Origin of the sequence: Paludibacterium flexuosum, assembly GCF_037076605.1 — a bacterium.
Taxonomy (GTDB): Bacteria; Pseudomonadota; Gammaproteobacteria; order Burkholderiales; family Chromobacteriaceae; genus Paludibacterium.
This window is the reverse complement of sequence record NZ_AP029060.1, coordinates 2,812,469-2,836,993: the sequence shown is the minus strand read 5'-3', so window position 1 is coordinate 2,836,993 and position 24,525 is coordinate 2,812,469. Positions and strand designations below refer to the sequence as shown.

Annotated in this window: 26 protein-coding genes; 11 read left to right on the top strand and 15 right to left on the bottom strand. The window is 61.1% G+C overall.

The annotated features are described in order from the left end of the window. Positions 1 to 5: 5 nt before the first annotated feature. The 5 genes from AACH39_RS13505 to cysG all read right to left on the bottom strand — a co-directional run bounded on the left by AACH39_RS13505 (position 6) and on the right by cysG (position 5,144). Positions 6 to 1,154 (bottom strand): glycosyltransferase family 4 protein, encoded by a 1,149-nt coding sequence (locus AACH39_RS13505; protein ID WP_252346104.1) that lies wholly within the window; start codon positions 1,152 to 1,154, stop codon positions 6 to 8. Between the two features lie 79 nt (positions 1,155 to 1,233). Next, positions 1,234 to 2,973: a phosphoenolpyruvate--protein phosphotransferase gene (ptsP, locus tag AACH39_RS13500; protein WP_215778732.1), complete on the bottom strand. Its 1,740-nt coding sequence runs from the start codon at positions 2,971 to 2,973 to the stop codon at positions 1,234 to 1,236. A 31-nt stretch (positions 2,974 to 3,004) separates the two neighbouring features. Continuing rightward, on the bottom strand, positions 3,005 to 3,274 hold the full coding sequence (locus AACH39_RS13495; protein ID WP_215778734.1) for an HPr family phosphocarrier protein: 270 nt from the start codon (positions 3,272 to 3,274) through the stop codon (positions 3,005 to 3,007). Then, complete coding sequence (locus tag AACH39_RS13490) at positions 3,267 to 3,668, bottom strand: PTS fructose transporter subunit IIA (RefSeq protein WP_215778737.1); 402 nt, start codon at positions 3,666 to 3,668, stop codon at positions 3,267 to 3,269. The genes AACH39_RS13495 and AACH39_RS13490 overlap by 8 nt, the downstream gene beginning before the upstream one ends. A 45-nt stretch (positions 3,669 to 3,713) precedes the next feature. Next, a complete protein-coding gene (gene cysG, locus AACH39_RS13485; protein WP_215778739.1) occupies positions 3,714 to 5,144 on the bottom strand; it encodes a siroheme synthase CysG in 1,431 nt (476 codons plus the stop codon). Positions 5,145 to 5,287: 143 nt separating this feature from the next. Here cysG and AACH39_RS13480 point away from each other — a divergent pair, with 143 nt between their 5' ends. Further along, positions 5,288 to 6,775: a diguanylate cyclase gene (locus tag AACH39_RS13480; protein WP_338620351.1), complete on the top strand. Its 1,488-nt coding sequence runs from the start codon at positions 5,288 to 5,290 to the stop codon at positions 6,773 to 6,775. A 1-nt stretch (position 6,776) separates the two neighbouring features. On the opposite strand, the gene AACH39_RS13475 is transcribed toward AACH39_RS13480, so the two are convergent. After that, complete coding sequence (locus AACH39_RS13475) at positions 6,777 to 8,012, bottom strand: YihY family inner membrane protein (RefSeq protein WP_252346105.1); 1,236 nt, start codon at positions 8,010 to 8,012, stop codon at positions 6,777 to 6,779. Positions 8,013 to 8,167: 155 nt separating this feature from the next. Here AACH39_RS13475 and wrbA point away from each other — a divergent pair, with 155 nt between their 5' ends. Both wrbA and aguB read left to right on the top strand, forming a co-directional pair. After that, on the top strand, positions 8,168 to 8,779 hold the full coding sequence (gene wrbA / locus AACH39_RS13470; protein WP_215782740.1) for an NAD(P)H:quinone oxidoreductase: 612 nt from the start codon (positions 8,168 to 8,170) through the stop codon (positions 8,777 to 8,779). A gap of 97 nt (positions 8,780 to 8,876) precedes the next feature. Next, entirely contained in the window at positions 8,877 to 9,773 is an 897-nt protein-coding gene (aguB, locus tag AACH39_RS13465) for an N-carbamoylputrescine amidase (protein WP_215778743.1), read from the top strand. A 58-nt stretch (positions 9,774 to 9,831) separates the two neighbouring features. On the opposite strand, the gene AACH39_RS13460 is transcribed toward aguB, so the two are convergent. From AACH39_RS13460 to AACH39_RS13440, 5 genes are all read right to left on the bottom strand, one after another. Beyond that, on the bottom strand, positions 9,832 to 12,654 hold the full coding sequence (locus AACH39_RS13460) for a response regulator (RefSeq protein WP_338620348.1): 2,823 nt from the start codon (positions 12,652 to 12,654) through the stop codon (positions 9,832 to 9,834). 85 nt (positions 12,655 to 12,739) lie between these two features. Next, the gene (locus AACH39_RS13455; protein WP_215778747.1) at positions 12,740 to 13,492 is read right to left on the bottom strand and encodes a copper homeostasis protein CutC; all 753 of its coding nucleotides are present in this window, start codon (positions 13,490 to 13,492) and stop codon (positions 12,740 to 12,742) included. Between the two features lie 14 nt (positions 13,493 to 13,506). Continuing rightward, positions 13,507 to 14,721, bottom strand: coding sequence for an AmpG family muropeptide MFS transporter (locus tag AACH39_RS13450; RefSeq protein ID WP_215782741.1), 1,215 nt, complete (start codon positions 14,719 to 14,721; stop codon positions 13,507 to 13,509). Between the two features lie 74 nt (positions 14,722 to 14,795). Beyond that, complete coding sequence (metW, locus tag AACH39_RS13445; protein ID WP_215782742.1) at positions 14,796 to 15,389, bottom strand: methionine biosynthesis protein MetW; 594 nt, start codon at positions 15,387 to 15,389, stop codon at positions 14,796 to 14,798. 2 nt (positions 15,390 to 15,391) lie between these two features. Continuing rightward, a complete protein-coding gene (locus AACH39_RS13440) occupies positions 15,392 to 16,534 on the bottom strand; it encodes a homoserine O-acetyltransferase (protein ID WP_215778750.1) in 1,143 nt (380 codons plus the stop codon). 131 nt (positions 16,535 to 16,665) lie between these two features. Between AACH39_RS13440 and AACH39_RS13435 the strand changes: the two genes are divergently transcribed. The 6 genes from AACH39_RS13435 to ybaK all read left to right on the top strand — a co-directional run bounded on the left by AACH39_RS13435 (position 16,666) and on the right by ybaK (position 20,222). Then, positions 16,666 to 16,848, top strand: coding sequence for a hypothetical protein (locus tag AACH39_RS13435; protein WP_215778752.1), 183 nt, complete (start codon positions 16,666 to 16,668; stop codon positions 16,846 to 16,848). Between the two features lie 11 nt (positions 16,849 to 16,859). Then, on the top strand, positions 16,860 to 17,792 hold the full coding sequence (locus tag AACH39_RS13430; RefSeq protein ID WP_338620346.1) for a TIGR01212 family radical SAM protein: 933 nt from the start codon (positions 16,860 to 16,862) through the stop codon (positions 17,790 to 17,792). Positions 17,793 to 17,878: 86 nt separating this feature from the next. Beyond that, positions 17,879 to 18,064, top strand: coding sequence for a hypothetical protein (locus AACH39_RS13425; protein WP_215778757.1), 186 nt, complete (start codon positions 17,879 to 17,881; stop codon positions 18,062 to 18,064). A 101-nt stretch (positions 18,065 to 18,165) separates the two neighbouring features. Then, the gene (gene msrP, locus AACH39_RS13420; RefSeq protein ID WP_215778759.1) at positions 18,166 to 19,083 is read left to right on the top strand and encodes a protein-methionine-sulfoxide reductase catalytic subunit MsrP; all 918 of its coding nucleotides are present in this window, start codon (positions 18,166 to 18,168) and stop codon (positions 19,081 to 19,083) included. 9 nt (positions 19,084 to 19,092) lie between these two features. Next, the gene (locus AACH39_RS13415) at positions 19,093 to 19,719 is read left to right on the top strand and encodes a protein-methionine-sulfoxide reductase heme-binding subunit MsrQ (RefSeq protein ID WP_215778761.1); all 627 of its coding nucleotides are present in this window, start codon (positions 19,093 to 19,095) and stop codon (positions 19,717 to 19,719) included. A gap of 26 nt (positions 19,720 to 19,745) precedes the next feature. Beyond that, positions 19,746 to 20,222: a Cys-tRNA(Pro) deacylase gene (gene ybaK, locus AACH39_RS13410; RefSeq protein ID WP_215778763.1), complete on the top strand. Its 477-nt coding sequence runs from the start codon at positions 19,746 to 19,748 to the stop codon at positions 20,220 to 20,222. Positions 20,223 to 20,237: 15 nt separating this feature from the next. Here ybaK and AACH39_RS13405 read toward each other — a convergent pair whose 3' ends face one another. Genes AACH39_RS13405 through AACH39_RS13390 form a run of 4 tightly spaced genes read right to left on the bottom strand, consistent with a single transcriptional unit; the run spans position 20,238 to position 23,298 of the window. After that, positions 20,238 to 21,593, bottom strand: a complete 1,356-nt coding sequence (locus AACH39_RS13405; protein WP_215778766.1) for a 4Fe-4S binding protein — start codon at positions 21,591 to 21,593, stop codon at positions 20,238 to 20,240. Beyond that, positions 21,590 to 22,405, bottom strand: coding sequence for an FTR1 family protein (locus tag AACH39_RS13400; protein ID WP_215778770.1), 816 nt, complete (start codon positions 22,403 to 22,405; stop codon positions 21,590 to 21,592). The genes AACH39_RS13405 and AACH39_RS13400 overlap by 4 nt, the downstream gene beginning before the upstream one ends. A 13-nt stretch (positions 22,406 to 22,418) precedes the next feature. Further along, a complete protein-coding gene (locus tag AACH39_RS13395; protein ID WP_215778772.1) occupies positions 22,419 to 22,745 on the bottom strand; it encodes a cupredoxin domain-containing protein in 327 nt (108 codons plus the stop codon). 25 nt (positions 22,746 to 22,770) lie between these two features. Continuing rightward, the gene (locus AACH39_RS13390) at positions 22,771 to 23,298 is read right to left on the bottom strand and encodes an iron transporter (protein ID WP_338621280.1); all 528 of its coding nucleotides are present in this window, start codon (positions 23,296 to 23,298) and stop codon (positions 22,771 to 22,773) included. 245 nt (positions 23,299 to 23,543) lie between these two features. Here AACH39_RS13390 and arsC point away from each other — a divergent pair, with 245 nt between their 5' ends. Then, a complete protein-coding gene (gene arsC / locus AACH39_RS13385; RefSeq protein ID WP_215778774.1) occupies positions 23,544 to 23,894 on the top strand; it encodes an arsenate reductase (glutaredoxin) in 351 nt (116 codons plus the stop codon). A gap of 81 nt (positions 23,895 to 23,975) precedes the next feature. Next, a complete protein-coding gene (locus tag AACH39_RS13380) occupies positions 23,976 to 24,473 on the top strand; it encodes a MarR family transcriptional regulator (RefSeq protein ID WP_215778777.1) in 498 nt (165 codons plus the stop codon). Positions 24,474 to 24,525: the final 52 nt, after the last annotated feature.

Sequence of the window (24,525 nt, the reverse complement as noted above, 5' to 3'; positions counted from 1 at the left end):
TTCCGTCATTCTGCAGGGCGCCTGCCCCGCGGTAAATCATCAAGCAACGCGCGATAGTGCGCCAACAAGCGTTCTGCCATGGCAGACAAGTGCAAGGTGGCCACGCTCTCACGAGCCGCCGTACGCATGTCTGGCCAGGCGGCACGCGCCTGCAGCCACTCGCCCACCAGGGCAGACCAGGCCGGCGCATCACGCGCCTCCGCCACCCAGCCATTTTCACCGCGCCGCAACAGCTCGGCTGCACCACAAGTGGGCGTGGTCAGCACCGGCAGTCCACAGGCCAGTGCCTCGACACAGACATTGGGGAAGGGATCATAAAGGGTAGGCAAGACGAACGCATCCGCCATGGCATAGAACGGCCGCACGTCCTGACGTGCGCCACAAAAGCGCACCCGTCCAGCCAGCCCCAGTCGCTCCGCCTCGCGCTGATAGCGCACCAGATGCTTGTCCGTCCCCACCACCACCAGATACACCTCGGGCCAGGCCGCCATCGCAGCCAGCGCCCGTGCCACGCCCTTGCGCTCGAACCCCGAACCGACATACAGCAGCACGGGCGCATCGGCCGGTACCTGCCATTCAGTCCGCATCGCGGCACGAAACTCGGCCGCCAGCCCCGGATGAAAAGCCTCGGTATCCACACCATTGTAAATCACGGCAAAGCGCGCTTCCGGCAAACCGAAGCGCTGCTGAATTTCCAGCTTGATCATCTCGGCATTGCAGATCACCAGCTTCAGCCTGGGGTCCAGAAACATCTGACGTTCGGCCCGGCAGACATAATGGTGATAAGGGTTCAGCTTGAGCGCCAGACGGCGCCAGAACCCCATGGTACTGCGCCGCAACTCAAGCCAGCGCGCATGCACGCCATCTCCGGCCCGGTAAATATCGCAACCTGGAATGCGCTCATGCGACTGCACCAGATCAAAGCCCTCATGGCGCCAGAGACGGCGAGCCGCGCGGGCAAATCCCCAGTCACGCCAGACATTTCCCAGATAAAAAGGCGCGACTGTCAGGGCACGAATCCCGTCGATGCGCTCCCACTTGCGCGCCAGCAACGACACCTCCAGCCCGCTGCTGCGACGCAATACTTCCAGCGCACGGCTGACAAAACGTTCGGCACCACCCGCCGGATTATAGCGCTGGCGTACGATAGCCAAACGAATGCGCCCCCGGAGCTCGACGGGGGCGTTGGACACAGAAGGATCAGTCAATTCAGTTGGTTCAGACAATTGGCTCTCAGCCGATCGAATCGGCATTCAGCTGCTGTAAAAGATCCGCAATTCTATCAGGGTCTTCGGTTCGAAGCATGCGACTTGTCAATTGGGCGATCTTGTCCAGATGCGTATTGAGTACCTGCTGCTTCACTGCCAGCACATTGGCCGGATGCATGGAAAATTTACGCAACCCCATGCCGAGCAACAGACGCGTCAGACGCGGATCACCCGCCATCTCGCCGCACACCGACACCGGCACGCCGCCCCGGGTGCCGACCTTGATGGTATGCAGAATGAGCTGCAGCACGGCCGGATGCACCGGATCATACAAATGGCTGACGGCATCATCGTTGCGATCAATCGCAAGGGTGTACTGAATCAGGTCGTTGGTCCCGATGGACAGAAAATCGATGTGCTTGAGGAAGCTGCTCACCACCAGCGCTGCCGATGGAATTTCAATCATGGCGCCGAATTCGACCGACTCGGCGTAGGGTTGTCCCTCTTCCCGCAACTCCTCGCGCGCGTAATCGACCTGCGCCAGGGCCTGTCGCAGCTCCTGCAGGGAATTGACCATCGGAAACATCACGCGCAACTTGCCGTGCACCGAGGCACGCAGCAGGGCGCGCAACTGCACGCGGAACATCAGCGGCTCGGCCAGACACAGACGGATGCCGGTCAGGCCCAGCGCGGGGTTCTCGGCCACGCCATGATTCAGCCAGCGCGGACTCTTGTCGGCTCCCAGATCCATGGTGCGGATGGTGACCGGCAGATCTTTCATCTGCTCCAGGACCGTGCGGTACGCTTCATACTGTTCGTCTTCCGACGGCAGACTGTCGCGCCCGAGAAACAGAAACTCGCTGCGAAACAAACCGACACCGGCGGCGGCACAGGCACGCACATCCTCGATATCCTGCGGCCCTTCGATATTGGCCAGCAGATCAATCGGCGTCCCGTCCTCGGTCTGGGCACTGGCCTTGCGGATCGACGACAGCTTGCGGCGGGCATCGCGCCAGGCACGCAAACGGCGGCGATACTGTGCCAGCACGATCTCGTCGGGATTGATGATCACCACACCCTGCTGACCATCCACGATCACCAGTTCATCTTCGCGGATCAGTTCACGCGAATGATGCAGAGCGATCACCGAGGGCAGGTCAAGACTGCGGCCGAGAATGGCCGTATGGGAAGTGGCGCCGCCGACATCCGTGATGAAGGCGGCAAATTCGGACTCCTTGAAGTACACCATGTCGGCCGGGGAAAGGTCATGCGCCACCAGAATGGCGTCTTCGACCAGATCCCCCGCGGCCGGCAACTGCGGATCCGTGCCGTCCAGATTCTTGAAAATCCGCTCGATCACCTGCAGCACATCATGCTTGCGCTCACGCAGATAATCTTCTTCGATGGCTTCGAACTGCTCGACCAGCATGTCGCTTTGCAGTTTCAGTGCCCATTCTGCATTGCACTTTTGCGCAGAAATGATCTCGCGCGGCTCGCGCGAGATGGTGACATCGCCCAACAACATGATGTGCAGGGACAGGAAGGCCCCCAGCTCGGCCGGCGCATTTTCGGGGATGGTGCCCCACAGCATTTCCAGCTCTTTGCGCGTGGCCCGGATCGCCTCGTCGAAACGGGCGATCTCCGCCGGAACCTCGTCTTCATCCAGCGAATAGTGGGCAACATCGTCCATGCTGCGCGATATCAGGTGGGCCCGGCCGATCGCCACGCCGCCACCAATCGCCACTCCGTGCAGGATGATGCTCATTGACCCGACCCTCCCGAGAATGCGTCCGAAACTATTCCGACTCGTCGAACCGGTTGTTGATCAAGCCCACCAGCGCCGCCAGCGCCGCCTCTTCATCACTGCCGTTAACCTCGAGCTCAACCGTACTGCCCTTGGCCGCGGCCAGCATCATCACGCCCATGATGCTTTTCCCGTTGACACGGCGATTGTTGCGGGAAATGAAAATCTCGCTCTGGAAGCGGCTGGCCAGCTGGGTAAATTTGCTGGAGGCGCGCGCATGCAGACCAAGCTTATTGATGATTTCGACCTCGGATTTAACCATTCCCCTCCCCCGGAATAATGTACACCACCCCTTCCAGACCGCCGGTCACCGCCTTGCTGACCACGACGTCCAGCGGCTGCTGACTGTAGCTCACCGCCCGGACCAGCATGGGCAGGTTGACCCCCGCGACCGCCTCCACCTTGCCGGCATGGATCAAACGGCTGGCAATGTTCGAGGGCGTGCCGCCCAGCATGTCGGACAACACCAGCACGCCGGAACCATCGTCCAGCGACTGAACCAGTGTGCGCGCCACAGCCAGTTTGACGTCAGGGTCATCAGACTTGTCGACCGACAGCGTCTTCAGGTTTTCCCAGGTACGCCCCAGGATGTGATAGGCATCCTCGGCCAGAACCTCACCGAGATTGCCGTGTGTTATCAGTAATATGCCAACCATAATATGTCGTGAGTCGATCAGTCAGGATGCATCCGGCAAACCGTTTCAGAAAGTTTCCCGGGAACTATCGCCGATTGTAGCAGGGTCGGGGGCTTGCCGGGGATCGAACCAGCCCAGTTTGCCCGCCAGTTGTACAACTTCGCCGACAATGATCAGCGAAGGCGAACGAATGTCCAGCGCGGCAATCTTCTCCGGCAAAGCCGACAAGGTCGAAACCACGACCCGCTGATCCAGCGTGGTCGCCCGCTCCACCACCGCCACCGGGCACGCCGGCGAGCGGCCATGGCGAATGAACGCCTGGCACAGCGCCTCGGCTGTCGACACCCCCATGTAGACCACCACCGTCTGCCCCGGACGACTCAACATCGGCCAGTCAAGATCGATACTGCCATCCTGCCGGTGCCCGGTAACAAACGTCACCGATTGCGCATAGTCACGGTGGGTCAGCGGGATCCCCGCATAACTGGCGGCCCCGCTCGCCGCGGTCACCCCCGGTACCACCTCAAAAGCAATGCCATGCTGCGCCAGCGTTTCAATCTCTTCGCCGCCCCGGCCAAAGATGAAAGGGTCACCCCCCTTCAAACGCAGCACCCGCTTGCCCTGTTGCGCCAGACGAACCATCAGCAGGTTGATTTCCTCCTGACTCAGCGTGTGATTGGCACGGGTTTTACCAACGAAGATGCGCTCGGCATCGCGTCGCACCCAGTTGAGCAGCGCCTCTGCAACCAGCTTGTCGTAGAGCACCACATCCGCCTGCTGCATCAGATGCAAGGCACGGAACGTCAGCAAATCCGGGTTGCCAGGGCCGGCCCCCACCAGATACACCGCCCCTCTGGGCACCCCCTCGGCATTGGCCAGCCGCTGCGCCATCAGACTGTCCGCCCGCTCCAGATTGCCGGCCACCAGATCTTCGGCAATCGGCCCCTGCAGCACCGACTCCCAGAAAGCACGCCGAGCATCCCCGTCCGGAATCCGCTCGGCAACCCGCTGGCGCATGGCACGGGCGAACTGCGCCACCCGACCCCAGCCTGCCGGAATCAGGCTTTCCAGCCGTTCACGCAACATGCGCGCCAGCACCGGTGCACCGCCGCCGGTTGACAGGGCAATCACCAGCGGCGAGCGATCAATGATCGATGGCGTGATACAGGCCGAATGCTCGATGTCATCGACCACATTGACCCAGATATCCGCGGCCTCGGCGGCGGCCGCCACCGCGACATCCACTGCGGGCACACCGGTTGCCGCAATGACCAGACGCATGCCGGTCAGATGGGACGGGGAAAAGACGGTAGCCAGATGATGCACAGCGGCCTGCCCGGCCAGCGCCGACAACCCCTGGATCAGCGTTGGCGCCACCACGGTGACCTTTGCGCCGGCCTGCAGCAAAAGCCGCACCTTGCGCAAAGCGACTTCGCCACCACCGACGACCAGACAGGGGCGGGCCTGCAGCTTGAGAAAAAGCGGGAAATAGTCCATGACATCAAGCGCAGAGGAATTGAATAACTTACCACTTTAAATGTTGCACAAATACGACGCACGCTCTTTTTAATCCGGCGCACCTTACTATCGGAAATAGTAGACTGTGCCGATGGACGACTAACGACAGACCGGAGTCTGGAGTGACCGAACCAAGTTTCGTCAGCCCCCTGGCTGACGACCCCCTGGCCCCCCCCATGGCCCTCACCATCGGTGAGAGCGGCTTTCGCGCCATCATCGAAAATGCCTCCGATATCATTGCCCGTTTCAACCCGCTGCGGCAGTGCACTTACATCAATCACCGCATCAGCCACTATCTCGGCTGCCACCGGGATGCCCTGATCGGCCTGACCCTGAAGGACGAGCGACTCCCTGCCACGCTGGCCATTCCGTTACAGCAGGCCATCGGCAGGGCGCTGGCGCTGGGCCGGGAACAGCATCTCGAACTGCATGCCACCCTCGGCGGCGCACCGCGGGTCTTCGACACACGCTGCTTCCCCGAGCTGAACAGCGATCAGCAGGTCACCTCGATCCTGTGCATGGCCCGCGACATTACCGAGGCCAGCCAGGCAAAACGATTGCTGACCGAGGAAAATGCCGTTCTGGAGATGATTGCCGACAGCCGGCAAGTCAATCAGATCATGTACAGCATCTGCCGCATGATCGAGTCGCAGCTGCCACGATGCATGGGCGCAATCATGACGCTGGATGAAGGGGGACACACGTTGTCACTGGCGGCCGGTCCATCGCTGCCCCCCGCCTACGCCGAACAACTGGAAAAACTGCCCATCGGGCCGGAGGTCGCGGCCTGTGGCGCCGCGGCGTTCTGGAAACGCAGCATCATTGTCAATGATCTGACACAGAGCCCGCTGTGGGAGTCGCTGGGGCCTCTCGCCTGCCAGCTCGGACTTCGGGCCTGCTGGTCCACACCGATCTTTACCGCCGACCACCAATTGCTGGGCACACTCGCCATCTATTATCAGGAAGCGCGCAGCCCGTCTCCCGTCGAATTGCGACTGATTTATCGCTGTTCGCACATCGCCGCCATCGCCCTGCAGCGCAACCTGCACGAAGCCCAGCTCTATCGGCTGGCCACCCAGGATGGTCTGACACAGTTATTCAACCGACGCCACTTTATTGATTCGGCGGAACGCCACCTGAACCAGGCCAGACGCTACCAGCGCCAGGTCGCGGTCATGATGATGGATCTGGATCATTTCAAGGCGATCAATGACCATTACGGCCACGCCGTCGGCGATCGGGTTCTGAGCGTCTTCAGCCGGCTATGCCTGCGCTCGCTGCGCACCTCCGACATTGTCGGTCGTCTCGGCGGGGAAGAATTTGCGGCGCTGCTGCCGGACACCACGCTGGAAGATGCCAGGATCATTGCCGAAAGACTGCGTCAGCACGTGGCCCAGGCCGAGCTGGCCCATGAGGGCCGGGCCATTCGCTTCCATGTCAGCATCGGCATTGCACTGATGAATGAACAGGATAATCTGGACAGCATGCTGGCCAGAGCCGACCGGCTGCTCTACCAGGCCAAGGCACTCGGACGCAACCGGATCTGCATCCCGCAAGAGGCCGTCGACGGCAGCGACCAACAGGGGGAGCTGCCACTCGGACTGGCCTGACTCAGCCCCCCTGGCCGATCTGAACCTGCGGCAGACTCTCGGCAAACTGCGCCACACTGACACCATCCAGACGATGCAGCAGCGGGTCCATCAGGCCGTCGAAGCTGCGCTCCAGCACATCCTCGCGCCGGCGATGCCCCCCCGGATAGACAAAGACCTGCACCAGGTCCGCCATGGTGATCGTCGCCAGCGCGCGCATCAGGACCCAGCGCCGATCACTGCCCTGCTGGACCCAGCCTCGCAAGGCCAGCTGATCCAGAATCCAGCCCAGCTCGTCATAACCCACCGGCACTTCGCGACGCAAGTCGGCAGGCGACAGCGCCAGACCCTGCTCATGCGCCCGCTGCAAGACCAGCAATAGCTGCAAGGCATCGAGCAGACGCCGGCGCGGATTAAGCCGACGACGCCAGGCCGCGCCCTGCCAGTAGGACAGGGCACAGGTGAACACGGCACCGATCAGCACCACCAGCCACATGCAATACACCCACAACAGGACAATCGGAATACTGGCAAAGGCGCCATACACCAGCTTGTAGGACGCAATCGAATCGATGTAGAAGCCGAAGCACAGCTTGGCCACCTCCAGCAACAGTGCTGTCAGCAGCGCGCCGCCATAGGCATGGTTGGCTGGGACATGGCGGTTGGGCACCACCCGATACAACAGCGACAGGGCCATGGTCGTCAGACCGATGGCACCGACCGACTGAATCAGATCGGCCAGCAACGGTGCAGAGTGTTTGAGATGCGAGGCACGCAGCAGGTTGTGCCACAGCAACAGGCCGCCGCCCAGCACCACTGGCCCCAGGGTCAGCATGCCCCAGTACACCACGGTCTGCTGCAGCCAGTGCCGGGAACGCACGACCCCCCAGATAGCATTGAAAGTTCGCTCAATCGTTGCCATCAGCATCAGCGATGTCACCGCCAGCATCAGGATGCCCACAGCCGTCAGTTTTTCCGCATTATCGGCAAACTGACGCATGTAAACAGTCAGAATCTTGCCGGCGAATTCCGGCATCAAGGTCGTCAGCAACATCACCTTGAAGCGCGTACTGTAATCCGCAAACATCGGCAGCGCCGAAATCACGATCAGCGCAATGGTCAGCAGCGGCACCAGGGCCAGCATGGTAGTAAAGGTCAGGCTGCCGGCCACCTGCATCAGGCGGTTGTCCCCCATGCGGCGCAGCAGAAAACGGCCGAAGCTGGCCCAGTGTGTTCTGGCGAGAGAATTCATTTTCATGCGCGCACCTTACTGATAAAGCCCTCTGTCAACAAGTCAGCATTTGTTAAGGGTCCTGTGAATCCGCGTATTTCCCGACAGAAATCGCCTGTACGGCAAGCCCTTCATATTTTCTGAATGTCGTTGTGATGGGATAATATAAAATTCGCGTTTACATCACTAAAAAACCCATGCAGGATATTCTCGTTCTGTATTACAGCCAGTATGGCGCGACACGCGCACTGGCGCAGCAGATTGCACGAGGGGTGGAGTCGGTTCCCGGTTGCCGGGCACGACTACGCACGGTCCCCAGGGTCTCGACCGTTTGCGAAGCCAGCGAACCATCGGTGCCTGACAGCGGCGCGCCCTATGTTGAGCTGGCAGACCTCAACGAATGCATCGGTCTGGCGCTGGGCAGTCCGACACGCTTCGGCAATATGGCGGCTGCCCTGAAGTATTTCCTGGATGGCAGCAGTGGCGAATGGCTGCGTGGCGCCCTGGCCGGCAAGCCGGCCTGCGTGTTCACCAGTTCGGCATCCATGCATGGCGGACAGGAAAGTACCTTGCTGTCGATGGTGCTGCCATTGATGCACCATGGCATGGTTTGGGTCGGTTTGCCCTTTACCCACGCCGAGCTCAGCCAGACCACCAGTGGCGGCACCCCGTATGGCGCCACCCATGTATCTGGCATTAAAAATGACGCAGCATTGACAGAAGAAGAAAAAATCCTTGCTTTGGCGCAAGGAAAACGACTGGCGGGCATTGCACTGAAACTCGCTGGCGAGTAACACTTTCGTACATTTGAGATTGAACAGGCTTCATGGCAACCCACCGGCACCGCAAGGCGGTCACGGCGGGATTTTTTGCATTTTCCGGAGATGATCTATGCGCACAATCACCGTTGCAGCCACCCAGATGGCGTGCACGCCCGACAGCTCGACTAACCTGGCCAATGCCGAGGCCATGGTCCGTCAGGCGGCGAGTCAAGGGGCTCAAATCATTCTGCTGCAAGAGTTGTTTGAGACTCTGTACTTCTGCATCGATCAGGAAGCACGCTACAACAATCTGGCACAACCGCTGCAAGGTCACAGCTGGCTGCCCCGCTTCCAGGCGCTGGCACGCGAACTGGACGTGGTATTGCCCGTCAGCTTCTTCGAGCGCGCCGGTCAGACCCAATTCAACTCGGTCGCCATCATCGATGCCGACGGCAGCCTGCTCGGCGTGTACCGCAAAATGCACATCCCGGACGGCCCCGGCTACACCGAAAAATACTACTTCTCGCCGGGCGACACCGGCTTCCCGGTATGGCAAACCCGCTACGCGCGCATCGGTCTGGGGGTCTGCTGGGACCAGTGGTTCCCGGAAACCGCGCGTGCCTTCGCCCTCGGCGGTGCTGAAATCCTGCTGTTCCCGACGGCCATCGGCACCGAGCCGCACGACAACAGCCTGCAATCGGCCGACCACTGGCAAATGGTGCAACGTGGCCACGCCGCGGCCAACCTGATCCCGGTCATCGCCTCCAACCGTATCGGCATGGAGCACGGCAAGTACTGGGCCAACACCTTCCATGGCCGTTCCTTCATTGCCGGTCCGGAAGGCGAACTGATCGCTGAAGCCTCGGCCGACCAGCAGGAAATCCTGACCGCCTCGTTCGACCTGGCCGCCCTGGCTGCCAAGCGCCGCGCCTGGGGTGTATTCCGCGACCGTCGTCCGGAATACTACGGTGCCCTGACCACGCTGGATGGCAAGGACCCGGTCACCGGCAAGATCGGCCCGCGCTAAGCCACTCTCCGGTACCGATACGATAAAACGCCCTGCATGCAGGGCGTTTTTCATGGACTCAGCAAGAAGACTGCCGGGCCAGCCACTGTCGTCCGTACAGCAGGGTCTGGGCGAGTGAGGCGCCGGCCTCGGCAAACAGATGGGCGACATCACCCTCCTCACTGCCGCGCAGCACTTTCTCCAGGGCCAGCGAACAGCGGCCGAAATCCTGCGCACCCAGCGTCCCCAGCGAACCACGCAGAGTATGCAGAATGCGTCCGGCATCCGGCAGCCGCCCCTGTTGCCACGCCTGCTGCGCCTCGTCGAATTGCGCCTCGGCACTGGCCAGTGTCTGACTGATCAGCCCATGCAAGGACTGGCGATACACCGGATTATCCTGTCCCACCGACAACAAGGTCTGCAGATCAAACACAGGTAAGGTCTGCGGCACTGGCGCAGAAGACAGGTCCTGCTGCGCGGCCAAAGGCAAATACCTGGCAAGACAGGTCAGCAGGTTACCGGCATGGATCGGTTTGGCCACGAAGTCGTTCATGCCGGCCGCACGGCAGGCTTGCTGTTCATCGGCCGTCACACCGGCACTCATGGCAATCACCGGCAGCGTCAGGCGCAGCAACTCGCGGATCTGGCGCGTCGCTGACAAACCGTCCAGCACCGGCATCTGCACATCCATCAGCACCAGATGAAAACGCGCGGCATCCTGCTGCAACAAGGCCAGCGCCTGCTGGCCGTGATCGGCCACCTCCAGCGTGGCACCGGCCTGCTCCAGCATGCCGCGCGCCACCAACTGGTTGAGCGGATTATCTTCGACCAACAACAGATGCCTGCCCAACAACGGGCGGGGTGCATCGCCCTGCACGGTCTCTGCCGCGACCCCCTGCAGGGCGTCGAGCAGACTGCCGCCCGTCACCGGTTTAATCAACACGGCATCGGCCAGCTGTCCGAGCTCGCGCTGGCGCAGCGCTTCATGATCAAAGGCGCCGACCATCAGCATCAGTCGCGTCGGCACACCAGACAACAGTTGCCGTAAACGCTGGATGGCCGCCAGCGCATCCGGATCATCCTGGCGGGCATCGACCAGAACCAGTGCATAGGCAGGACGGGCTACCCGACACTTGGCCATGGCCTCGGTCAGTGTGCCGGCGGCATCGACCTCGCCCCCCCAGGCGCGCAAGGTCTGGCAGAGATACTCGCGGCCGGTCGGATGCTCGTCCACCACCAGCATGCGCCCGGCAGGCATGGCAGAAACTGGCGCCCCGGACGAAGGCAGATGAAAAGGCAGGCTGACGCAAAATTCACTGCCCGCATCCGGCTGACTCCTGACCTCGATGTGCCCCCCCATCAACCCGACCAGGCGCTTGCAAATCGCCAGCCCCAGCCCGGTGCCACCATAGCGTCGCGTGGTCGAGGCATCCCCCTGACTGAATTCGGCGAACAGACGGGACTGCTGTGCCAGGCTCATGCCGGTGCCGGTATCGCGCACCCGGAAAATCAGCCAGGCCTCATGCGGGGTTTTGCCCACCAGCCCGACGAAGAGCGAGACCTCTCCCCTTTCGGTGAACTTGATGGCATTGCCAGTCAGGTTGACCAGCACCTGCTGCAGTCGCAAGGCATCACCATGCAGCCACAACGGCACCCCTGGCTCGATCCCGATGGCCAGATCCAGCGTCTTCGGTCCGGCATTGACCGTCATGATCGACGCCACCGCGCTGAGCACCTCTTCCAGGGCAAAGTCCTGCGGCGCCAGCTCCATGCGACCCGCCTCGATTTTGGAAAAATCCAGGATGTCATTGATGATGCCCAGCAACGATTCGCCTGAATTACGAATCATCTCCAGATACTGCTTCTGTCCGGCATCAAGACGGGTATTGGCCAGCAGTTGAGTCATGCCGAGGATGGCATTGAGCGGTGTGCGGATCTCATGGCTCATATTGGCCACGAACTCGCTCTTGGCCTTGCTGGCCGTCTCGGCCAGCTCCTTGGCCAGCCGCATCAGTTCGCGGGTATTGCTCTGCTCGGAAATGTCGCGCGCAATGCACACCAGTCCCGGCCCGCCCTCCAGCGCCATCGGCGCAAACTTCAGCTCCAGCGGAAAGGTACTGCCATCGGCCTGGCGCCCCTGCCCTTCGAACGCCGAACCAGCCACCCCGGCAAACGACTCGGACAGATCGACCTGCTGCGAAAGATCCGGCCGATTCACCCGCGGAGAGGCCAGCAGCGTCAGAAAAGACTGCCCCAGCAGATCCTTGCCGAGCGTACCGAACATGCGTTCACCCGCCGCATTCAGGCTGAGGATACGACCGTCGCTGGACATGGTCAGCACGGCATCGAGCAGATTGTTCAGCACTGCATTGAGACGGGTCTCGCTGCGCTGCAGACGGCGCAGCGCATCCTCTTCGGCCATGACCACCAGCTCACGGCTGGCCAGGGCGCCCAAGTCGCGCAGCACGGCCGCCTCCCCCTGACTCAGGGTGCGAGGGCGAGTATCGAGAAGACACAGGGTGCCAACCCGGAAGCCATGATGAGCGACAAGGGGACAACCTGCATAGAACCGGAGATGGGGAAAACCGCTGACCAGCGGGTTGTCGGCAAAACGCGGATCCCGGAAGGCATCCTCCACCACGAAGACATCGTCCTGGAGGATGGCATGGCCACAAAAGGAAATGTCACGGGGGATCTGGCAGGTCTCTATCCCCTGCCTGGACTTGAACCACAGCCGGTCGCTGTCGACGAGTGAAACCAGCGCCATCTCCACCTGGAAATGCTGCTGTGCCAGACGGGTGATGCAATCGAAGCGCTCTTCCTGCGCGGTGTCCAGCAGGCTGAGGGCATGCAGCTCGATCAACCGCTCCGCATCATCGAAAGGAATATCCGGCGCTTGCATGAGGCTCCCTGCCACGGCGCGACGCGGCCGGTACAGCCACGTCCTGAGCTCTCTTTATAGGCAGCGCCAGAGGTAATATCGAGCGTCAGGCCAGCTGTGCCGCCTGCAGAATGGCTTCGACCTGCTCGGTCGAGGTTTCTTCGCGCGCATACTCATCGGTGCCGGCAGCCCCCATGGCCAGACCGTCCTTGCGGTACTGCATGGCGCTGGCCAGCGGCAAGCGCGCCGAAGCATGGAATTCCCGGCAACCGGTCAGGCGCATCAGGCCGGCCACATTATCTGCCCGCACCCCGCTGCCCGGCATCACGATCAGGCGCTCGCCGGCGGCAATACGCAGATCACGCAGCAGCTCGCCGCCCAGAAACGCCGTTGCCGCCTGCCCCGAGGTCAACAGGCGCCGACATCCGGTACTGATCACCTGCTCCAGTGCCTGCAGCGGATCACGCGTCAGGTCAAAAGCACGGTGAAACGTCACCGGCAAAGGTGCCGCCAGCGCGACCAGCTCGGACACCAGGGGCACATCGACCTCGCCGTCGGCGGTCAGGGCGCCCAGCACGATGCCATCTACCCCAAGCCGCTTGCATTGCTCGATGTCACGCCGCATCACTTCGATTTCTGCCGCATCGTAGAGAAAATCCCCGCCACGCGGGCGGATCATGACGTTCAGGCCGATCGTCAACTGCTCACGCGCCAGGGAAAGCGTACCGTAAGACGGCGTGGTCCCCCCTTCATTCAGGTTGTCGCACAACTCTACCCGCGATGCGCCCCCGGCCTGAGCGGCCAGGCAGGAATACAGCGATCCGGCACACACTTCCAGCACAATCGATTCAGCAGACATCGTTCACTCCCGATTCAGTTGCTCTCCCGCCAGGGCGCGACGCGCGGCAGCATCAGCATGCCCGGCAGCGCCAGCAGAAAGCACAGCAGAAAAAACGGCATCCAGCCCGTTGCGTCGACCAGATAGCCGGTCGCCGCATTGGCCAGGGTGCGCGGCACAGCAGCCAGACTGGTAAACAGGGCAAACTGGGTGGCCGTATAGGCCGGATCGGTGCAACGGGCGATATAGGCCACAAAGGCCGCCGTACCGAGCCCGACCCCCAGCGCTTCAAAGCCGATCACGCCGGCCAGTTTCCAGAGCTCCGGCGAGCCGACATGGCTGAAGTGGCCATACGAGGCCAGCAAGGCAAACCCCAGGATCGACAGCCACTGCACCACACCAAATACCCAGAGCGCGCGGTTGATGCCCAGCTTGAGCATCCACACCCCGCCGATCAGACCACCAATGACGCTCGGCCACAAGCCGGCATTCTTCGCCACCAGTCCGATCTCCGACTTGCTGAAGCCCATGTCGAGATAGAAAGGTGTTGCCAGCGAGGTCGCCATGCTGTCGCCCAGCTTGTAGAGAAAAATGAACAGCAAGATGGTCAGCGCCGAACGCCAGCCGGCGCGATGGATAAACTCCTGAAACGGCTCGACGACCGCTGCACGCAGGGTTTTCGGCATACCGTGCACCAGCGCCGGCTCCTGAGCCCAGAAGGACAGGAACATGCCGGGCAACATGAACAGGGCCGTGATCCAGAACACACTCTGCCAGGGCAGGTGATCGGCCAGTACCAGGGCCAGCGAACCGGGAATCAGGCTGGCCAGCCGATAAGCATTGATGTGAATGGTATTGCCCAGCCCCAGCTCGCGATTGCTGAGAATTTCACGCCGGAAGGCATCCAGCACGATGTCCTGACTGGCAGAAAAGAACGACACGATCAGGGCCAGCGCCGCAATCGCCCACAGCTGTCCGTGCGGGTCAAAGAAGCCGAAAGCACCAATACTGGCCAGAAGCAGCAACTGACTGAGCAGCATCCAGCCACGGCGGCGCCCCAGGAAAGGCGGTACAAAGCGATCCAGCAGCGGCGACCAGAGAAACTTCCAGGTAAACGGCAGCTGGATCAGGGCAAACAGGCCGATGGCCTTCAGGTTGACGCCATCGCTGCGCAACCACGCCGGCACCAGATTGATCAGCACATACAGGGGCAAGCCGGAAGAAAACCCGGTCAGCACGCAAGTCAGCATCGGGCGCGAAAAGATGTCGCGCCGCAAGCTGACGGTTTCAGTTTCGGAGTGCACCAACACGTCCTTCAAACGGGCTACAAGCCTATGCGATAGAACGCCAGACTGCCCAACAGGTTAGGAAGAAAACGGACACGTCGCTGGCCATCCATGACCACCCGCTCCAGAATGCGGATCTGGTGCTTGGCACAGAGGCTCTCGAAATCGCCCAGCATGCACCAGTGAATGTTCGGCGTGTCATACCACTGAAACGGGATGGTATCAGACACCGGCATATGTCCCATGAAGATCTGCCAGCGGTTCTGCCAATAACCGAAGTTGGGAAAGGTCACGATCGCCTCGCGCCCGACCCGCAGCATTTCACACAAAATCTCTTCGGTATGATGCATGGCCTGGATGGTCTGCGACAGGATCACCAGATCGAAACTGCCATCGGCAAAATCTGCCAGACCGGTTTCCAGATCCCCCTGCATGGCGGATACCCCGGCCGAGACGCAGCGCACCACATTTTCGACATCAATTTCCACTCCATAGCCACGCACCTGCTTGTGCTGTTGCAGCCAGGACAACAAGGCCCCGTCTCCGCACCCCAGATCCAGCACCCGCGCACCGGGCCGCACCCAGTCGGCGATCAGTTGCAAATCAGGACGCAAGGTTTCATTCCCGCTCATCTTCATGCCCCCACCTCCGTCGCCACCCGATCAAGATAACTGTGCATCAGCCGCACATAGGGCGGATCGAGCATCAGAAACGCATCATGACCATGCGTCGACTCGATCTCGCCATAGGCCACCGGCCGGTCGGCAGCGACCAGAGCCCGCACCAGTTCACGCGAACGCAAGGGCGAAAAACGCCAGTCGGAGGTAAAGCTGGCAATCAGGAAGCCGGCTTTGGCTTGCCGCAAGGCGGCCACCAGATCATCGCCGTACGCCTTGGCCGGATCAAAATAATCCAGCGCCTTGGTCATCAGCAGATAGGTGTTGGCATCAAACAGATCCGAAAACTTGTCCCCCTGATAGCGCAGATAGGACTCGATCTCGAACTCGACCTCATAGCCGAAGCGGAACTCTCCGGAACGCAACATGCGGCCGAATTTGGCCCCCATGCCATCATCGGACAGATAGGTAATATGCCCGAGCATGCGCGCCAGTCGCAGACCACGCCGCGGCACCACGCCGTGGGCATAGAAATCTCCGCCGTGGAATTCCGGATCGGTCAGGATGGCCTGGCGGGCGACATCGTTGAAAGCAATATTTTGCGCCGACAACTTGGGGGCAGAGGCGATCACCAGCGCATGCCCGACCCGCTCGGGGAAATCGATGCTCCACTGCAACGCCTGCATGCCGCCCAGACTGCCGCCAATCACCGCCGCCCAGCGATCAATCCCCAGACGATCCGCCAGCCGCGCCTGAGCCCGCACCCAATCCGGCACCGTCATCAGCGGAAAGCCAGAGCCCCAGGGCCGACCGGTCTGCGGATTCTGGCTCAACGGTCCGGTGCTGCCATGACACCCACCGAGATTGTTGACCCCGACGACAAAAAACCGTCGGGTATCGATCGGCTTGCCCGGCCCGACCATATTGTCCCACCAGCCCGTGGACTTTTCTTCGCCGGCATAGTGACCGGCGACATGGTGGTGCCCGGACAGGGCATGGCAAATCAAGACCGCGTTACTTTTGGCGGCATTGAGCTCGCCATAGGTCTCGTACATGAGCTGATAGGCCGGCAGCGTGGCGCCGCAGGCCAGATCCAGCGGGGTAGCAAACTCTGCACATTGTGCAGAAACAATGCCGACTGATTGTTCAGTATTGGACATGAATACACAGGCCCTCTGTTTGGTTATTGTCGGCGTCAAGGCATATTCCAAAAGAGTTTATAACGATATGAGCGACTTGCGCGAGCGTTGTCCGACACCGATAATCGCACCTCATTGCCTTGGTGCCCCTCATGCTTGGACGACTCTTCAACCTGCTGCTGCTCGCCGGTCTGGCCACCGTGCTGCTGCGCGCCCTGTTGAGTCCGGCTCAGCGCCAGGCGCTTCATCAGCTGTTCCGCACCATTGCCTGGGCACTGCTGGCCAGCTCGGCCATCCTGGTCGTGCTCAGCCTGACGCGTATCATCACCCCCTGACTGGTTGTGCCATGGATATCTCCCGTTTTGTGCATACTTTCGGCCAATACCTGAAAACCCGCTTCGGCGAACGGGTCCACAAACTGTCGCTGGCGGGAGACTTCACCTGCCCCAACCGCGATGGCACCCTGGGCAAGGGAGGCTGCACCTTCTGCAATGTCCGCAGTTTCGGACGGGCGGCCGATCAACTGTCGATCAGCGAGCAAATCGGGCGCGAAAAAGAGAAAACCGATCGCGCACGACGCTATCTGGCCTATTTTCAGGCCTATACCAGCACCTATGCCGAAGTGGAAACCCTGCGCCGCTCGTATGAAGAAGCACTCGCCCAGGCGGACATTGTCGGTCTGTGTGTCGGCACCCGCCCGGACTGTGTGCCGGATGCCGTCCTCGATCTGCTGGCCGGCTATCGGGAGCAAGGGCTGGAAGTCTGGCTGGAGCTGGGCCTGCAAAGTGCCCATGACCAGACGCTGGCCGCCATCAACCGTGGCCATGGCATGGCCGCCTATCGCGATGCCGTCGCGCGCAGTCACGCGCGCGGCCTGAATCTGTGTACCCACCTGATCGTGGGTCTGCCGGGGGAAACCCCGGCGATGATGCACGATACGCTGCAGCAGGTGCTGGCGCTCGGGGTGGAAGGTCTCAAGCTGCATCCGCTGATGGTGGTCAAGGGCAGCCGCATGGCAGCGCAATACCGTCGCGAAGAGATTGCGCCATTGCCGCTGGCCGAATATGCCGACCTGGCGGCTGACCTGATCCGTCACACGCCGCCGCAGGTGGTCTATCACCGGGTCTCGGCCACGGCACAGTTTCCGACGCTGATCGCGCCGGAGTGGTGTGCGCCGCGCTGGTCGGGCATGCAGGCCATTGCCGATCGCCTGGCCCGCCTGGGACCACAAGGCAGTGCCATCGGCCAGCCCTGGTCGGCCTCTGGGCAACAAAGCTGATCGGCAGACGCACCTTTCATCAGGCTCCATCATGTCTGCGCGACATTACCGGATTAGTCTGCTTGCTTTTTCACCGGAGCCATTTCATGTTGCCTGCCATCACGCTGTTGCTCGCCACCAGCCTCCCCTCAGCCATGCCGTCCGGCATGCGCCCTTTTCATGACCTGTCGATCGGCTTCTGCATGGCAGAACAGGCCAGACTTGACCCACAAGCCAGTCAAGAGACGCTGATGCAGCGATGTCTGACGAGCAAGACCATTCAAGCCGGCTGAAATCTGCTGGCGCGTCTTTTTTTTCCGGACTAGTGTCAGATTGGCGGGTTTCGCCCGACCAATGCCAAGCCCCTTCAATCCGGCCGACTCGGGAGACCCACATGCTGATCCGCCAGCCAGATGACATTGCACCGTCCGACATCACACCACAGCAGCTGTATCTGGACCGGCGCAAATTCATGCTGGCCGGTGCCGCCGGGATGTTGATGACCAGCAGTGCCTTCGCAGCCCTGTCGTTCAAGAAAGGTCCGAGTTTGCTGGCCGGCAACGACAAACCCAACAGCCTGCGGGAAATCACCCAGTACAACAATTACTACGAGTTCGGCAGCAGCAAGACCGACCCGGCCGAGCACGCCGGCGTGCTCAAGACCCGCCCCTGGAGTGTGCTGGTTGATGGTGCCGTGGAGAAACCTCGGACCTTTGCCATCGAGGAATTGCTGCGTCTGCCACTGGAGGAGCGGATCTACCGTCATCGCTGTGTCGAGGGCTGGTCGATGGTGATTCCCTGGATCGGTTTCCCACTGTCGGCATTGCTCAAGCAGATGAAACTGACCTCGCGGGCACGCTACGTGGCTTTCGAAACCCTGAACCGGCCTTCGGAAATGCCCGGCATGGCAGAAGGTCTGCTCACCTGGCCCTATCGGGAAGGACTACGCATTGACGAGGCCATGCATCCCCTCACCCTGCTGGCGGTCGGCCTCTACGGCCAGGTGCTGCCCAATCAGAATGGCGCACCGATCCGCCTGGTGGTGCCATGGAAGTATGGCTTCAAAAGCATCAAGGCCATTGTGCGCATCCATCTGACCGACACCCAGCCACAAACCAGCTGGCATCAGGCCGCGCCGAGCGAGTACGGCTTCTACTCCAACGTCAATCCAACGGTGGATCATCCGCGCTGGAGTCAGGCCAATGAACGGCGCATCGGTGAATTTCTGCGCCGCCCGACGCTGATGTTCAACGGTTATGGTGCCCAGGTGGCTTCGCTCTATCAGGGCATGGACCTGCGGAAAAACTTCTGATCACAGCGTATGCAGATGACTGTCAACAAGCGCTCCCCGATCCCCTTGCTGAAGGGACTACTCTTCGTCCTGGCCCTGCTGCCGCTGCTGGCCGGCATCTGGCAGGTCGGGCTTGGCGATCCGGTTGATCCCGTAGCCTTCATGACCCATGCCAGCGGCGACTGGGCGCTGAGAATGCTGCTGCTGACGCTGGCCATCACCCCGCTGCGCCGTCTGGGAGCCCCGGGCGGGTTGCTGCGCTTTCGCCGCATGTTGGGCTTGTTTGCCTTCTTCTATGCCATGCTGCATTTTTCGGTATATCTGGTCTTCGACAAGTTCTTCGACGTCCAGGCCATCGCCGGCGACATCTACAAACGCCCCTTCATCACCGTGGGTTTCGCCGCGCTGGTCCTGATGCTGCCGCTGGCCATCACCTCCACCGATGGCTGGATCCGGCGGCTGAAACGGCGCTGGGGCATGCTGCACCGGCTGGTCTATGCCGTGGCGATACTGGGGGTGACACACTACTGGTGGCTGGTGAAGCGCGATATTCGCCTGCCGCTGATGTACGCCGCCATCCTGGCAGGTCTACTCGGGCTGCGTGTTCTGTGGTCAGCGAGCCGGCGCTGGCAAGGGAAGGTTTCTGACGTAAAATAGCCCGGTTTCTTCAGCCAGAGCCCATCATGAGCAAAGCCCCGGTCACGCAGGCCATCCGCATGTTGCGCGAGCACAAGGTCGAATACAGCGAGCATTTGTACAAATACGAAGATCGCGGCGGCACCGAAGTGTCCGCGCGCGAGCTGGGTGTCGACGAGCATTGCGTCATCAAGACGCTGGTTATGGAAGATGAACAGCACAAACCGCTGATCGTGCTGATGCACGGCGACCGGGAGGTCGGCACCGGCATGCTGGCTCGACAGATCGGGGTCAAAAAGGTCAGTCCCTGCGAGCCAAAGACGGCCGACAGGCACAGCGGCTACCAGGTGGGCGGCACCAGCCCGTTTGGCACCCGACATGCCATGCCGGTCTATATGGAAGCCGGCATCGCCGAGCTGCCGCGCATCTATATCAACGGCGGCAAGCGCGGCTTTCTGATCGGCATGCATCCGGCAGACCTGCAGCGGGTGCTGCAGCCGACCCTGGTCCACGTCGCGGCCTGAGCGCACCGCGCGCGCTCATTGCCACATCAGCCACCAGGCAGCATCAATCCAGCCCAGAGCCGGCAGCAGCGGCAGCACGGCGACGAAAGCCCGGCCCTGCCAGCGGCCCAGAATGCGCCAGGCCAGCTGCAGACACCACAGATTGGCCAGACCCAGCAAGGCGAAACGCAGGGGCATGACCCACCACAGCGCGACCCCTTCGACCTTGAGCAGGGTGACGGTCAGCGCCGACAGGCCGAGAAACACGCTACAGCCGGCCAGGGGAATCAGGCTCTGGGCCAGATGGTGCAGACGCGATGTCTGCCACGGTCCTGCCAGCCGCACGGACAGCGCCAGCAGCCCGCCGAGCACGGTACCATACAGCAGGGCCACACCGGCGATATAGCCGATCAGAACCCCGCCATCCAGCCAGGTAAAGCTGTCGTTGACCTCCGGATAGTGCGTCAACAGCCACCAGGGTGCCGAATCCTCCAGCGCCCAGAGCCATTGGTGCTGTGCCAGCCAGTCCGCCAGCCAGAGTTTGATGGCCACAAAGACATCGCTGTTGGTCCACTGAAACGCCCCCATCGCAATGCCGAGCATACCGTACAGGATCAGGGCGGTTTGCCAGCCACTGCTGTCCTTGTCAGCCAGCGCCACCACCTCATGGCCCCAGGGACGGGTAGACAGTGCAATCGCTTCGCGATGGCCGCTGCAACGCCCGCACATATGGCAACCACTGGCGCCCTGCATGTGACGCAGCGGCATCAGCGGCGCACAGTCGACCGACTTGAGCGGGATCACGCCGGAAGTTTTCCAGGCATGTTCATCGACGCGATAGTGCCAGGGGGCCAGTTTGGCCAGCAGGGAAAATACGCCGTTGACCGGACAGAGATGCCGGCACCAGGCCCGCTTGCCGCGGGTATATACCAGGCCAATCGCCACGGCAGCCACCGTCGAGCCACCCAGCACCAGCAGCACCGCCTTGGGATATTGATAGACACTGACCATCTGGCCATATACGGTGGTCATGGCAAAGGCAACAAACGGCCAGCCCCCCCAGCGCATCCAGCGCGGAATGGGGCGACCCAGACCATGTTTCGCGGCCAGCTCGCTCAGCGCCCCTTCGGGACAAAGCACGCCACACCACAAACGGCCGAACAACACCATACTCAGCAGAACGAAAGGCCACCAGATGCCCCAGAACACAAACTGGGCAAATACGGTGAGATGGCTGAACATGCGCGCACTGTCGGTTGGCAGCGGCAGACAGGCGGGTACGATGATCAGAAAGCCATAGACCAGCACCACGCCCCATTGCAGCCAGCGAATCAGCTGCGCATGATCGCGCAGCCAGTCGCCGGCCTTTCGTATCCAGAGCTGCCGACTCATGCGCGACGCCACAGGCGCTGGCGCATCAGCCCCCAGACAGCCAGCCAGAACAGGCCATACCCCAGCAGACTGGTCAGGGCCGGATGGGCACGATAACCGGTCAGTGCCGCCAGTACGCCCCCCAGGGCACTGCTGTCGTCGAGCAGACGGGAACTATCCCAGACCGGGTCCATCAAGGCCGGCAGCCAGTCGAGGGAAATCATCTTTTCCACACCACTGACAAACAGGGCGCCAGCCAGCAACAGCAGCATGACTTCGGTAATGCGGAAAAACACCCGCCAGGACAGCACACGGCTGCCCAGTTGCAGCACGGCGTACATGGCCAGCGCCAGCAGGAAACCGGCCATGCCCGCCAGCACCAGGTTCAGCAGGGTGGCATGATCCGCGGCGGACAGGGTGCCATAGAGAAACACCACCGTTTCACTCCCCTCGCGCCCGACGGCCAGTGCAGCGAGCGTCAGCACGCCCCACCAGTTTTGCTGTTCCGCCTGCGCCGACAACCCTTGCTCGATATCGCGCTTCAAGGTTCGGCCATGGCGCCGCATCCACAGCACCATCTGGACAATCAGCACCGACGCCAGCATGACCATGGCCAGCTGAAACAACTCCTGCTTATCGGCAAATACCTCGCTGGCGGCAAACAGACCAAAGGCCAGCAGAGCGGCCAGAGCCAGCCCGGCGAGCACCCCGCCCCAAAGAAACACCCGGCCGCGAGCGGCAGCCGGATTGCTGCGCAACCAGGCATTCAGAATGCCGACAACCAGCATGGCCTCGATACTCTCGCGCCAGACAATGAACAGAACCTGTCCCATGATTGCTCTCCTGCTACTTCGCCACGATCACACCCTGCGCGGCAGGATGAAACTCATCGTAGAAGCGGTACTCGCCCGGCGACAGCGACTGAAACACCACGAAGCTCTCGGCGCCCGGTGCCAGCACCTTTTCCTTGCGCAACTGCAGGCTTTCGAATTCCGCCGGACTCTTGCCCTTGTTGATCACTTCGATCTTGAAGCGGGTATTGGCCGGTACCACGATACGGTTGACAGACAGCTTGCCGTCGTTCAACTCCAGCCGGAACGTCGGCAGATCCGCCGCCGGGGCGGCCAGCGGCAACGCCGCCAGCAGCAGGGCCATGCAGAGTTTCTTGATCATCGCACCCTCCCGGTTGACCACGATTTCAGTAGCCACCCTTCTTGCCAATGCCGGCATAGGTGAAGCTGTAATTTACTTCGAACGGCTTGAACCACGGCGCCACGCCGGTTTCCTTGTCGGTATGACGGCCGAAATGACTGGCATGATCGGCATTCGGCGCGGAGATGATGTACTTCAGCTTGTACTGGCCCGGGCCCATCAGCTTGACGTTGTCGCCATAGTGCGGGCCATCATTGGCCACCATGGGCATGAAATCACCCTTGATGGTCTTGCCGCCCACCTTGGTCAGTTCGTAACGGATGTTCAGATAAGGCACCCACTCGCCTTCGCCAAAGCCGTTCGGATTGCCCTTGGTGGCATGAATATCGGCCTCCAGATGGACATCCGACTTCTCTGCCGCCAGCATCATGCCTTCCGGCTCCATCTTGACGGGCTGCAGGTACACCGCGCCGATCTCCATGTGATTGACGACTTGCGGCTTGCCCACCGGGTACTCCTTGGCCAGCACCGGCAGAGACAGGGACAGCACGGACAGGGCAGCAACGGCGCGCAGGGTATGAGACATGGTGACTCCGATCAGAAATGAAGGGTAAACGATAATGGTTATGAGAATCATTCTCACACAGATAATCACCTGTCGCAATCATCTTCGTCGTCACTTAGCCATGTCAGCCTGTCAGAAACCCCCGCCCGGCAAGGCGTTCGGGCCGAAAAAATACTTGCAGGCACTTGTTCAGCAGGATGCGGGTGATATGCTATTGATTCGAATGAACTGAAGGACACCCCGTCAGGCCGACCATGATCCGCTTCTATCACAATCCACGCTGCTCCAAGTCCCGCGAGGCGCTGCAGCTGCTGCAAGAAAAGCATGTCGAGCTGGAGATCATCGACTACCTCAAACATCCGCTGCAGGAAGCCGAGCTGGCACAGCTGCTCTCCCTGCTGGAAATGGATGCCCGCGCACTGCTGCGTCGCAAGGAACCCGAGTATGCCGAACTGCATCTGGATGACGTCACACTGGAAAGCAAACACCTGATCCGGGTCATGATCGAGCATCCGCGCCTGATGGAGCGGCCGATCGCGGCAAGCGAAACCCGCGCGGTCATTGGACGGCCACCGGAAAATGTCCTGACGCTGTTATCGGCTTGAATCGACCACGCCAAAGGCATTTACCAAGCAAAGCTAATAGTCACTTGACGAATAGTAACTATAGTGACTATTATCCTGCTTATGAAAAGTTCATTCCAGCAAGTTGAGCAAGCCATCGATGCCGTCGGTCAACGACTGCCCGGCGCCTCCTCGCGTCAGGAGGTTTTGCTCAATCGTTTGTTCTGCCACGTTACGGCCCGGCTTTCCGGTCACCTCAACGAGGCCCTGCGCCCCTATGGCATCAACGATACGATCTGGATTGCACTGATAGCGCTGTACTCCCGTCCCAGCCAGATGCTCTACCCGTCGGAAATCAGCGATGCATTGGATTTTTCCCGCACCAATGCCACCCGTGTTTCGGACGAGATGGTGCGCCACGGCTGGGTCGAACGAGAAGTCTGCGCCGAAGATCGCCGCAAGGTTCGCCTGAAGCTGACGGCGGCTGGCGAACAGTTTGTCGAGAGCATGATCCCGGTCACCCGTCATCACATGCAGTCGCAATGGCAAGACTTCAGCCAGGACGAAAAGGATCAGCTCGAAACCTTGATGCGAAAGCTGTTATCCAGCCTCGGCGGATAATGCATTTTGCATTTACTCTAATAGTAACCATGGTTATTATCATGAGACTAAT